10 protein-coding genes are annotated in these 11,807 nt (G+C 73.2%); 5 read left to right on the top strand and 5 right to left on the bottom strand.

Going from position 1 to position 11,807, the window contains the following annotated elements:
- Positions 1-2 precede the first annotated feature (2 nt).
- Genes AC0OO9_RS15765 through AC0OO9_RS15780 form a run of 4 tightly spaced genes read right to left on the bottom strand, consistent with a single transcriptional unit; the run spans position 3 to position 4,272 of the window.
- Positions 3-953, bottom strand: coding sequence for a MerR family transcriptional regulator (locus tag AC0OO9_RS15765; protein WP_484517809.1), 951 nt, complete (start codon positions 951-953; stop codon positions 3-5).
- Positions 943-1,575, bottom strand: a complete 633-nt coding sequence (gene idi, locus AC0OO9_RS15770; protein WP_484517810.1) for an isopentenyl-diphosphate Delta-isomerase — start codon at positions 1,573-1,575, stop codon at positions 943-945. Before idi ends, AC0OO9_RS15765 begins: the two co-directional genes overlap by 11 nt.
- 34 nt (positions 1,576-1,609) lie before the next feature.
- Positions 1,610-3,118 (bottom strand): phytoene desaturase family protein, encoded by a 1,509-nt coding sequence (crtI, locus tag AC0OO9_RS15775; protein ID WP_484517961.1) that lies wholly within the window; start codon positions 3,116-3,118, stop codon positions 1,610-1,612.
- Complete coding sequence (locus tag AC0OO9_RS15780) at positions 3,118-4,272, bottom strand: polyprenyl synthetase family protein (RefSeq protein WP_484517811.1); 1,155 nt, start codon at positions 4,270-4,272, stop codon at positions 3,118-3,120. Before AC0OO9_RS15780 ends, crtI begins: the two co-directional genes overlap by 1 nt.
- Before the next feature lie 66 nt (positions 4,273-4,338).
- Here AC0OO9_RS15780 and AC0OO9_RS15785 point away from each other — a divergent pair, with 66 nt between their 5' ends.
- Complete coding sequence (locus tag AC0OO9_RS15785; RefSeq protein WP_484517812.1) at positions 4,339-5,277, top strand: phytoene/squalene synthase family protein; 939 nt, start codon at positions 4,339-4,341, stop codon at positions 5,275-5,277.
- A gap of 17 nt (positions 5,278-5,294) precedes the next feature.
- Here AC0OO9_RS15785 and AC0OO9_RS15790 read toward each other — a convergent pair whose 3' ends face one another.
- Positions 5,295-6,359, bottom strand: a complete 1,065-nt coding sequence (locus tag AC0OO9_RS15790) for a serine hydrolase domain-containing protein (RefSeq protein WP_484517813.1) — start codon at positions 6,357-6,359, stop codon at positions 5,295-5,297.
- Between the two features lie 92 nt (positions 6,360-6,451).
- On the opposite strand from AC0OO9_RS15790, the gene AC0OO9_RS15795 reads away from it, so the two are divergent.
- From AC0OO9_RS15795 to AC0OO9_RS15810, 4 genes are all read left to right on the top strand, one after another.
- Positions 6,452-7,909, top strand: a complete 1,458-nt coding sequence (locus tag AC0OO9_RS15795; protein ID WP_484517814.1) for a dihydrolipoyl dehydrogenase family protein — start codon at positions 6,452-6,454, stop codon at positions 7,907-7,909.
- A 112-nt stretch (positions 7,910-8,021) separates the two neighbouring features.
- Entirely contained in the window at positions 8,022-9,023 is a 1,002-nt protein-coding gene (locus tag AC0OO9_RS15800; RefSeq protein ID WP_484517815.1) for a LacI family DNA-binding transcriptional regulator, read from the top strand.
- 363 nt (positions 9,024-9,386) lie between these two features.
- A complete protein-coding gene (locus tag AC0OO9_RS15805) occupies positions 9,387-10,766 on the top strand; it encodes an ABC transporter substrate-binding protein (RefSeq protein WP_484517816.1) in 1,380 nt (459 codons plus the stop codon).
- A 78-nt stretch (positions 10,767-10,844) separates the two neighbouring features.
- Positions 10,845-11,801: a carbohydrate ABC transporter permease gene (locus AC0OO9_RS15810; protein ID WP_484517817.1), complete on the top strand. Its 957-nt coding sequence runs from the start codon at positions 10,845-10,847 to the stop codon at positions 11,799-11,801.
- Positions 11,802-11,807: the final 6 nt, after the last annotated feature.

Raw genomic sequence — 11,807 nt, forward strand, 5'->3', positions numbered from 1 at the left:
CGTCAGTCCGCCGTCGCCTGGTCCAGGGAGTCGCGTAGGGCGAGCGCCAGCGAGACCGCCTCGGCGAGGTCGACCGGCCGTACCACTCCGGCGGGCAGCGAGTCCGCCAGCCAGCCCGGCCCGGCGGCGAGCACCAGCAGCGGCCGGCGGGGCGCGGCGAGCAGGGCGTTGAGCTGGGTGGGGTCGGCGGTGGCCCGGGCGTGCGACCAGATCACGACGGCGGCCGGCCCGGTCCGGTTGACGGCCTCGAGCAGCGCGGGCAGCGGCATCCGGGCGCCGAGCATCCGGTAGCCGACCCCGGCCTCGGCGAGCGCGGCGGCGAGTGCCTCCAACGGCAGGGTGTGCTGCTCCTCGTCGGCGCAGGTGAGCACGATGCGCGGTGGGCCGGCGGGCGCGCCGGCCCGGGCGGCCACCGCGAACGCCTCCGAGACGCAGCGCGACATCAGGTGCTCGACCTCGACCAGTCCACCGGTGGCGGCGTGCCGCTCCCCGATGCCGAAGAGCACGGGGCGCAGCAAGCCGTCCCAGGTGGCGATCACGCCGTCCGCCTGGACGGCCCGGGCGATCGTCTCGCCGATCGCGACCGCGTCCAGCCGCATGGCGGCGCGGGCCAGCCCCCGGGCCGCCGGCCCGGCCCGGCCGACCGGGATCGTCGTACCGCCGCCGTCCCGGCCGGCGACGGCGCGCACCCGTGGGGGTACGGCGGCGTCGGCGGGCACGGCGTCCGGTGCCCGGCGTGCCCAGCGGGCCGCCTCCGCCGGGGTGACCCCCTGGGCGGTGAGCCGTCGCATGATCTCCAGGCGCGCGAGGTCGGCCGGCGTGTAGCGCCGGTGGTGCCCGGGTACGTGCTCGCTGGGCCCGAGGCCGTAGCGCTGGTGCCAGGTGCGCAGGGTGGTCACGGCGACGCCCAGCCGTCGGGCGACGGCTCCCGCGCTCAGCGCCTCATCGGCCACCCGACCGCTCCGAGGCGTCGTTCGCCGGCGGGCTGGCGGCCGGACCCGGCGGGCTGGCGTCCGGGCCGGGCGGGCCGACGGCCGGCCCCGCAGGGGCCAGCAGGCGGTTCACCACCCCGCCCAGCCACGGTGCGTACGCGCGGGGGTCGGCGTCGAGGTCGGCCGCCAGCGAGAGGGGGTCCACCCAGCGCAGCTCGGCCACCTCGTCGGGGTCGGGCAGCAGCGGGTCGCCCGGCCGGAACTCGCCCCGCAGGACGTGGTCGTACTCGAACTCGACCCGGCCGGTGACCGGGTCCTCGGCGTAGTAGACGTACACCCCGACCTCGGTCAGCTCGACCGGGCCGGCGCCGAGCTCCTCGCGCAGCCGGCGGTTGGCGGCCTCGACGAGGGACTCGCCCGGCGTCGGGTGGCCGCAGCACGAGTTGGCCCAGCGCAGCGGGAAGCGGGTCTTCACCGGCGCCCGCCGTTGCAGCAGCACCCGGCCGTCGGGGTCGACGAGCAGCACCGAGAAGGCGCGGTGGAGTTGGCCCGGGGGCTGGTGGGCGGCGGCCACGGTGGTCTCGCCCTGCGGCCGCCCGGCGTCGTCGACGAGCTCGACGAGATGCTTCTCGCGGGTGGTCACGGCAGGTGTCTCCAGGGTCCGAGGGGGAGGGTCATCAGGCTGCCCCGGTGATGCGACCGGCGGCCAGCTTGCCGGAGATGAGCACCATGGGCACGCCGACGCCGGGCTGGGTGCCCGAGCCGACGAAGACGACGTTCGGCAGCGTCCGGTGCAGGTTCGACGGGCGGAACGGGCCGGTCTGGAAGAGGCTGTGGGCGGCGGCGAACGGGGTGCCGGCGGCCATGCCCTGCTCCGCCCACTCGGCCGGGGTCACGGCCCGCAGCACCTCGACGCCGGCCCCGAAGCCGACGTAGCCGCGCTCCTCCAGGGTCCCGACGAGCTGGTCGGCGTAGCGCCGGGTGAGGTCGCCCCGCCAGTCGAAGGGCGCCCGGTCGAGGTTGGGCACCGGGGCGAGCACGTAGTAGGTGTGCCGCCCGGCCGGCGCCACCGACGGGTCGGTCCGGCTCGGGTTGGTGACCAGCAGGGACGGGTCGCTCATCAGCTCGCCCCGCCGGATGACCTCATCGAAGGTGCCCTTCCAGGACCGTCCGAAGTGGATGTTGTGGTGGGCGATCTTCCCATACCCCTGGGTCGACCCGACGTGCAGGACCACGCAGGAAGGGGAGTAGGTGAGCCGGCGCGGACGGCTCGGCGGCAGCAGGTCGCGGTAGGCGACCGGCAGGTCGGGATTGAGCACGACCACGTCGGCCGGGATCAGCTCGCCGTCGGCGGTCACCACGCCGGTGGCCCGGCCGTGCGCGGTCTCCACCCGGGTCACCGTCGTGTCGTAGCGGATCTCGACGCCGTGCTTCTCGGCGGCGCCGGCCATGCCGCGGGAGACCGCGTGGATGCCGCCGCGCGGGAAGTAGACCCCGGCCACCGAGTCGAGGTACGCGATGACCGCGTAGATGGCCAGCGCGTCGTGCGGGGCGAGGCCGGCGTACATCGCCTGGAAGGAGAAGATCCGCTGGGTGCGCGGGTCCCGGAAGAACTGGTTGATCTTCGTCTGGAGCCGGCGGAACGCGCCGCCCGCCAGCAGCTTGACCAGGTTGCCGGTGAGCAGGTCGGTGGGCGCGTCCAGGTTGCGCTCGATGAAGTCGGCGCGTTCCCACTGCCAGAGCCTGCGCGCGTAGTCGACGAAGCGCAGGTAGCCGTCGGCCTCGCGCGGGCCGCAGACCCGGGCGATCTCGGCGGCCATCCGGGTGGTGTCGGTGATGACGTCCAGCGTCGAGCCGTCCGGGTAGTACGCCCGGTAGGCCGGGTCGAGCGGGGTGAGGTCGAGCCAGTCCTCCAGCTCCTCGCCGACCGCGCCGAGCGCCTCGGCGATCAGGTCGGGCATGGTGAGCACGGTGGGTCCGGTGTCGAACTCGTAGCCGTCCACGCCGAGCCGGCCGGCCCGGCCGCCCGGCACCGGCTCGCGCTCCAGCACGGTCACCTGCCGACCGCTGCCCGCCAGGTGCAGCGCGCAGGCCAGCCCGCCCAGCCCGGCGCCGACGACGACCACCCGGTCCGTACGCCCGTCGACGGTGCGCACGCGACCACCTCCTTGTGCGAAGTTGCCCATCATGCCCGCCGGTTGGTGGCGGCGGTGGCGAGGCCGGTCAGCGCGGTGCGCGCGGTCTCGTCGATCGACGCGGTGCCGAGGGCGGTCAGCGCCTCGTCGACCCGGTCGGAGATCATGCGTTCGACCCGGTCGACCGCCCCGGTGTCGGCGACCAGTTCGGCGAGGCGGGCGACCTCCGCGTCCCCCACGTCGGCGCCGAGGCCGTCCAGCGCGCGCCGCTGGGTCGGCGTGGCGAGCTGTCGGGCCAGCATGAGCAGCACGGTCGGCTTGCCGGTGCGCAGGTCGTCGCCGGCCGGCTTGCCGGTGGTCGCCGGGTCGCCGTAGACGCCGAGCAGGTCGTCGCAGAGCTGGAACGCCTCGCCGACGGCCAGCCCGTAGCGGGTGTACGCGGCGGTCAGCGGGGCGTCGCCGCCGACGCCGGCCAGACAGGCGCCGAAGAGCAGCGGTCGCTGCACCGTGTAGCTCGCGGTCTTGTAGCGGGCGACCCGCAGCGCCCGGTCGACCGACCAGTTCGCCGCGTCGCTCTCGCCGAGCACGTCGAGGTACTGCCCGGCGATCGTCTCCACGCGCATCTGGTCGTAGCAGCGCCGGACGTCGAGCAGGCGGGCCGGCGGCAGCGTCGCGTGCGCGAGGAGCCGGTCTGCCCAGACCATGCAGAGATCGCCGATCAGCACCGCGACCGCCTCGCCGAACCGACGCGGGTCGCCCCGGTGGCCGGCGGCGACGTGCCGGGCGGCCAGCGCCACGTGCGCGGTCGGCCGGCCACGGCGGGTCGCGGAGGCGTCCATCACGTCGTCCTGGACGAGGGCGAAGGTGTGCAGCAGCTCCAGGGCGGCGAAGGCGGGCAGCACCGCCGGCAGCGGCCCCGTGCCGTCCGGCGCGCCGCGCCACCCCCAGTAGGCGAACGTGGGGCGGACGCGCTTGCCGCCGGCCAGCACGCAGTCGCGCGCGGTCGCGGCGAATCCGCCCATCGCCGCGTCGATCTCGCGCAACGCGTCGACCTCGGTGGCCAGGAAGGCGGCGAGGGTGTCCTGCACCGCCGTGACCAGGTCCTTCGTGTACGCGGCCAGGACCGCCCGGACCGGGTCGTCCCCGTCGGTCGGGCCGGCGGGGGCCACGCGGAGCGAGTTACCCGCAACTGCGTCGTTGGCCATGTGACCGAGCGTACCCTAGGCTCACGAGTTGCGTCGATTCGTGCGTCGATAAATGAGGGAGGGCCGGTGGACACCGATCTCACCGCTGCCTATGACCGCTGCCGTGAGCTGCACAAACGGCACGGCCGCACCTACTATCTCGCCACCCGGCTGCTGCCCGCTTGGAAACGGCGGCATGTGCACGCCTTGTACGGATTCACGCGCTACGCCGACGAGATCGTCGACCGCACCGAGGAACTTCCCCCGGCCGAGCGCGCCGCCCGACTCGACGACTGGGCCGGCCGCTTCGTCGCCGGACTGCACGGCGAAAAGGTGGACGACCCGCTGCTTCCCGCCGTGCTGCACACGATCGCCGTCTTCGATCTCGACCGGGACGACTTCGCGTCGTTTCTCAAGAGCATGGCGATGGACCTGACGGTCACCTCGTACCGCACCTACGACCACCTGCTCCACTACATGGAGGGCTCGGCGGCGGTGATCGGCACCATGATGCTGCCGATCCTGGGCAGCTCCGACCCGGCGGCGGCCCGGGAGCCGGCCCGCCAGCTCGGCTTCGCCTTCCAGCTCACCAACTTCATCCGGGACGTGGCCGAGGACCTCGACCGGGGGCGGACCTACCTGCCCGACGACGACCTGGCGCTGTTCGGCGTCACCCGCGAGGACCTGGCCGAGGCGCGCGCCCGGGGCCGCGCCACGTCCCGGATCCGGGAGCTGATCGCGTACGAGGTGACCCGCGCCCAGGCGCACTACGTCGCCGCGGCTCCCGGGGTCACCCTGCTCGCACCCGCCTCGCAGGCCTGCATGCGCACCGCGTACGCGCTGTACGGCGGGATCCTGGACGAGGTGGCCGCGCAGGACTACGACGTCTTCGTCGACCGGGCGCTGGTGCCGCAGCGCCGCCGGCTGGCCGTGGCCGCCCGTGCCCTGCTCACCCCCGCCGGCACGCCGGTGGTGATCCCCGGCCCCGCCCGGGTGCCCGGCCCGCTGGCCGTGCCGACCCCGTGACGGCCGCCGCCGCGCGGTCAGAGGCAGGAGTGTAGGGCGTCCGCCAGGGCGTCGACCCGGTCGTGGTCGGCCAGGTGCGCCGTGGCGTAGGCGAACGTGTAGCCGCGTCCGGGATCGGCCCAGGCGGAGCTGCCGCCGACCCCGCCCATGCCCCAGCTGCCGTCCTCCTCCCACTGCATGCCCAGCGTCCAGCGGGTCCGCCGGCCGAGCAGCAGGTCGTCGCCGTCGTACTGGACCCGGGTCGCCTCGGCCACCAGTTCCCGGCTGAACAGCCGTACGCCGTCGAGGACGCCGCCGGCGAGCAGTCCCGCGTAGAGGCGGGCCAGGGCGCCGGCGGTCGAGTGCAGGTTGACGGCCGGCACCTCGGCACCGCGCCAGAGCGGGCTGTTCACCACCGCCGGGTCCCGGCCGCCGGGCGGGTTGTCCAGCGCCCGCGCCCAGAGCGAACCCGGCTCGCCCGCCACCCGCTCCGGCCACCCCGGATCGCCGTGGCGCAGGTCGGCACAGCGGCGCTGGTCCGCCTCGCCCAGGCCGAAGCCGAGGTCCAGCCGCCACGGACCGGCGATCTCCTCGGCCAGGAAGCGGCCCACCGATCGCCCGTCGACCCGTCGCACCAGCTCGCCCACCAGGTGCCCGTACGTCCAGGCGTGCTCGCCCGCGACGGACCCGGGCGGCCACTCCGGCTCGGCGGCGGCGAGGTCGGCGCAGAGCAGCTCCCAGTCGGCGACGGCGGCGGCCGGCCGGGGCACCGGGAAGGCCGGCAGCCCGGCGGTGTGCGCCAGCACCTGCCGCACGGTGGCCGGCGTGCGGAAGCCGGACCAGTGCTCGACGACGTGGTCGTCCAGGTCGAGCCGGCCCCGGTCGACCAGCGCCAGTAGGCAGAGGGCGGCGACCGGCTTGGCGACGGAGTAGACGTTCACCAGCGTGTCCGGCAGCCACGGCCGCCCCGGTGACCGCTCGCCGCCGACGATGTCGACCACCGGCTCGCCGTCGTACCAGATCGCCAGGCCGGCCCCGGTCTCCCGGCCCTCGGCGAGCAGTTCTGCGAAGCAGTCGTGGACGGCGGAGAAGCGGGTGCGCATCCGGCCACGGTAGGAGGCCGGGACGCCGGCGGGCAGCGGATTTCCGGCTCGACCCGCTGGCCGGCCGCCGGGCGGTGCGCGATGCTGGCGGGATGGCGGATCCGGAACTGGTGGACGTGGTCGTGGTCGGGCTCGGGGTCGGCGGCGAGGAGGTGGCCGGGCGGCTCGCCGAGGCGGGGCTGACCGTCGTCGGCGTCGAGCGTGACCTGGTCGGCGGGGAGTGCCCGTACTGGGGGTGCGTGCCGAGCAAGATGATGATCCGGGCGGCCAACGCGATCGCCGAGGCCCGCCGGGTGGACGGTCTCGCGGGCACCGCCGAGGTGCGGCCCGACTGGGCGCCGGTGGCGAAGCGGATCCGCGAGGAGGCCACCGACACCTGGGACGACACGGTCGCGGTGCAGCGGTTCACCGGCAAGGGCGGGCGGTTCGTCCGGGGCACCGCCCGGCTCGACGGCCCCGGCCGGGTGCGCGTCGGCGAGCGGGTCTTCCAGGCCCGGCACGGGATCGTGCTGGGCACCGGCACCAGGCCGTCCGTGCCGCCGGTCGACGGGCTGGCCGACACGCCGTACTGGACCAACCGGCAGGCGATCGAGGTCGAGGAGCTGCCGGAGTCGCTGCTGGTGCTGGGCGGCGGGGCGATCGGGCTGGAGCTGGCGCAGGTCTTCGCCCGGTTCGGGGTCCGGGTCACCGTGATCGAGGCCCTGGACCGGGTGCTCGCCGTCGAGGAGCCGGAGGCGTCCGAGGTGGCCGCCGCCGTGCTGCGCGCCGACGGGGTGGAGATCCACACCGGGGTGCGGGCGGAGCGGGTCAGCCACGACGGGCGCGGCTTCGCCCTGCACGCGGCCGGTGGGGCGCGGTTCACCGCCGAGCGGCTGCTGGTGGTGACCGGTCGCCGGGCCCACCTGGACGAGCTGGGCCTGGACACCGTCGGGGTGGACGCCGGCCGGCGCTACCTGTCCGTGGACGACCGGCTGCACGTGACGGAGGGGATCTGGGCGGTCGGCGACGTCACCGGCGAGGGGGCGTTCACGCACGTCGCGATGTACCAGGCGGGGATCGTCGTCGCCGACGTGCTCGACCACGCCCGACGCGCCGCAGGCGGGCCCGACCCCAGCGGCACCGCGAGCGCGACGGGTGGCGCGTCGGGCACCACCGGCGTGCGCGGCTCCGCCGGCGCGGTGCCGCGCGCCGACTACCGGGCGCTGCCCCGGGTGACCTTCACGGACCCCGAGGTCGGCGCGGTCGGCCTCACCGAGTCGCAGGCCCGCGAGCGGGGCGTCAACGTGCAGGTCGGCCTCGCCCGGTTGCCGTCGTCGGCCCGGGGCTGGATCCACAAGGCCGGCAACGAGGGCTTCGTCAAGCTGGTCGCGGACGCCGACCAGGGCGTGCTGATCGGTGCGACCTCGGTGGGGCCGGCCGGTGGCGAGGTCCTCTCCGGTCTGGCGGTGGCGGTGCACGCGGCCGTGCCGCTCGCCCGGCTCCGGCAGATGATCTACGCCTACCCGACCTTCCACCGGGCGGTCGAGGACGCGCTGCGGAACATGTCCTGACGTCCGGGCCGCATGCCGGTTGCCGGATGACGGGCAGCGCGCGGCAGCGGAAGGCAATCGCCCGGCAGATGGCTGCTCATTTCTTTCATTCCGATGACGTACGATTGCGGCCGTGACGAAGCGGTTGACCGAAGTTGCCAAGAAGGCGGGCGTCAGCGAGGCCACCGTCAGCCGGGTGCTCAACGGCCGGGACGGGGTCTCCGAGGCGACCCGGACGGCGGTGCTGACCGCGCTGGACGTGCTCGGCTACGAGCGGCCGACCAAGCTGCGCGGCGAGCGGGCCCGGCTGGTCGGGCTGGTGCTGCCCGAGTTGCAGAACCCGATCTTCCCGGCGCTCGCCGAGGTGGTCACCGGATCCCTCGCCCAGCGCGGGTTCACCCCGGCGCTCTGCGCCCGCACCATCGGTGGCGTCTCCGAGATGGACTACGTGGAGATGCTCCTCGACCACCAGGTCTCCGGCGTGATCTTCGCCGGTGGGTCGTACGCGCTCGCCGACGCCCGGCACGACCACTACCGCCGGCTGACCGACCGGGGCCTGCCGGTGGTGCTGGTCAACGCGGGGGTGGACGAGTTGAGCTTCCCCCGGGTCTCCACGGACGACGCGGTGGCGGTGGAGCAGGCGTACGGGCACCTGCGCTCGCTCGGGCACGAACGGATCGGGATGGTGCTCGGCCCGGAGGGGCACGTGCCGTCCCGGCGCAAGCTGGACGCGATGGCCCAGGCGGCGGGCTGGGGTGACGACACGGCGTACGTGGAGCGCTCCAGCTTCTCCATGGAGGGGGCGCGGGTCGCCGCGACCAAGTTGGTCGAGCGCGGCGTGACCGGCATCGTCTGCGCCAGCGACGTGCTGGCCCTCGGCGCCATCCGGGCCGCCCGGCGGCTGGGTCGGGTGGTGCCGACCGACGTGTCGGTGGTGGGCTTCGACGACTCCGCGTTCATGACCTGCACCGACCCGCCGTTGACCACCGTGCGGCAGCCGATCGAGACCATGGGGCAGGCCGCCGTGGACCTGCTGGTCACCCAGATCGAGGGCGCCGGCGTGCTGCACGACGAGCTGCTGTTCGAGCCCGAGCTGGTCGTCCGCGGCTCCACCGCGCCCGCCCCCGGTCGCTGACCCGGACCCGCCCCCCCCCTGAACGACGGCACGGCCGTCGACCGCTGCCCGCGGTCGGCGGCCGTTTCGTCATGCCTGCCCGCCGGCAGGAACCAATCGGGACCAAAGCCGTAACTCGACTACCTTCCAAGATCCTGTCAAAATCTGTCGTCTCAAAGTCTCGTCTTTTCAATGCGAGATCGATACCTTGCTGGGGCAAGTTCGCTTAGCTACAGTGACCCCACTCACACCTGACCCCCGGCGCAGCTGTCCGGGGTTCAGGTCACTCGGCAGATGCAGATCAGTGCCGGCGCATCGGCGCGGTGACGACCACCGGGCATCAGCGCAGGTCATGGAGACACCCGTTCCCGAAGGGATGGACAGATGTCCGTACCGCAGTACCGGAAGACTGCGGCGTTGGCGCTCGTGGCCGGCCTGGGGCTCAGCCTTGCGGCCTGTTCGACGAAGAGCGACGACGCGACAGGCAGCGCAGGCGGCAAGGTCACCGTCACCGTCGACTGCCAGCCGGTCGGCTCCCAGAAAGAGCTGTTGAAGAACTGGAACGACGACGTCGCCGAATTCCAGCGGCAGAACCCCGACATCGTCATCAAGAGCGTGAGCGTCGGCGAGCAGTGCAACAACCCGCCGGACTTCACCGCCCGCCTGGCCGGCGGCACCGTGACCGACCTGTTCTACGGATACATGACCGATCTCCAGCAGGTGCTGGACTCCGGCCAGGCGATGGACATCAGCGAGTACGCCGACAAGGACACGATCCCCACCTGGGACAGCGTCGACCCGGCGCTCAAGGAGGCCTTCAGCCGCGACGGGAAGCTCTACGCCGTCCCGACGAAGAACTACTCGATGGGCCTGGTCTACAACAAGGTGCTGTTCCAGCGGGCGGGGCTCGACGTCAACAACCCACCCAAGACGTGGCCCGAGGTCCGGACGGCCGCCAAGAAGATCTCCGCGCTCGGCAACGGCATCGCCGGCTACTCGGAGTACAGCGCCGGCAACACCGGCGGCTGGCACTTCACCTCCCTGCTCTACTCGCAGGGCGGCCGGATGCTGACCGAGGACGGCAAGAAGGCCGACTTCAACAACGCCATGGGCAAGCAGGTCCTGCAGAACCTCAAGGACATGCGGTACGGCGACAACAGCATGGGCAGCCGCCAGCTGCTCCAGTGGGGCGACCTGCTGACCAACGCCGCCGCCGGCAAGGTGGGCATGTTCACCGGGGCGCCGGACTCCACCCAGGCGATCGTCAGCCAGTTCCAGGGCAAGTTCCAGGACTGGGCGATGGCGCCGCTGCCCGGCCAGGACGGCCCGGCGAAGGGCACGCTCGGCGGTGGCGAGGGCTACTTCTTCAAGAAGGGCCTCTCCCCGGAGCAGGTCGAGGCCGGTCTGAAGTGGATCGCCTACCAGAAGCTGACGCCGGGCAAGGGCCAGTTCGACTACGTGCGGGCCAAGCCGCAGAACTACCCGGTCGGCCTGCCCCAGCCGTTGCTCTTCGCCAACGGAACTGACGCGCAGAAGCAGGAGCTCGAACTGCGCAAGGCGAACGCGAACGTCGACACCGCCAACTTCGCGCTCTTCGAGGCCACCCCGGTGCAGATCAAGGGCGAACCGCGCAACGCGCAGGCGATCTACGCGGTGCTCGACGCGGCGATGTCCGGGGTGCTGACCAACCCGAACGCGAACACCGACGCGCTCCTCAAGACGGCCGAGGACAAGGTCAACCAGCTCCTCGCCGCGGAGCGCTGACCCGACGGTGGGGGCCGGCGCGCCGGCCCCCACCCCGCCCGCACCACCCGTCCGGTCACCGACTCACCAGGAGTTGCCTTGGCGATCCTCTCCGCCCCGGGGACCACCAGAGACACGGGTCGTCCCGCGTCGCCGTCCCCGGTCGGGCCGCAGCGTACGAGCCTCGGCCGCAAGGTGCGGGACAACCTCACCGGCCACGCGTTCCTGATCGGTGCGGTGCTCTGCTTCGCGGTCTTCTCCTGGTACCCGATGATCCGCGGCATCGTGATGAGCTTCCAGCGCACCCGGCGCGGCGAGACCACCTGGGTGGGCTGGGACAACTACGCCCGCATCCTCGACGACCCGAGCTTCTGGACCGCCTGGAAGAACACCTTCTACTTCACGGTCCTCGCGCTCGTCCTCGGGTACGTGGTGCCGTTCTTCGTGGCGATCCTGCTCAACGAGTTCCGCCACGCCAAGGGGTACCTGCGGATCCTGGTCTACCTGCCGGTGATGCTGCCGCCGGCCTCGGCGCTCTTCCTGTTCAAGTTCTACGCGTACGACCCCAGCGACGCGGGACTCCTCAACGCGATCCTCAAGGCGCTGCACCTGCCGACGTCGCAGTGGATGCAGTCCCCCGACATGACGATGCCCGCGATGGTGCTGGCGTCGACCTGGATGAACATGGGCAGCGCGGTGCTGATCTATCTGGCGGCGTTGCAGAACATCCCCGGCGAACTCTACGAGGCGGCCGAGCTGGACGGCGCCGGGATCTGGCGGCGGATCCTGCACGTGACCATCCCGCAGACCAGGCTGATCCTCGCGCTCCTGGCGATGCTCCAGATCGTCGCCACCATGCAGCTCTTCATCGAGCCGCTGATCCTCGCCAACGGCGCGGGCGCGGAGGACTCGGCGACCTCGGTCGCGTACCTCATCTATCAGCACGGCTTCTTCCAGAACGACCTCAACGGCGCCGCCGCGCTCGGCGTGATCATGCTCGTGGTGCTGGCCGGGTTCTCCGCCGTCTACGTGCGGCTGACTGCGAAACAGGACTAGGACGGA

Source organism: Micromonospora sp. USAFONa4 (genome assembly GCF_057197825.1).

What these genes read in the sequence shown, in the direction of transcription:
- crtI (WP_484517961.1), bottom strand. Translation starts at nt 3,118, where the DNA reads ATGGGCAACTTCGCACAAGGAGGTGGTCGCGTGCGCACCGTCGACGGG.
- AC0OO9_RS15790 (WP_484517813.1), bottom strand. Translation starts at nt 6,359, where the DNA reads ATGCGCACCCGCTTCTCCGCCGTCCACGACTGCTTCGCAGAACTGCTC.
- AC0OO9_RS15795 (WP_484517814.1), top strand. Translation starts at nt 6,452, where the DNA reads ATGGCGGATCCGGAACTGGTGGACGTGGTCGTGGTCGGGCTCGGGGTC.
- AC0OO9_RS15780 (WP_484517811.1), bottom strand. Translation starts at nt 4,272, where the DNA reads ATGGCCAACGACGCAGTTGCGGGTAACTCGCTCCGCGTGGCCCCCGCC.
- AC0OO9_RS15805 (WP_484517816.1), top strand. Translation starts at nt 9,387, where the DNA reads ATGTCCGTACCGCAGTACCGGAAGACTGCGGCGTTGGCGCTCGTGGCC.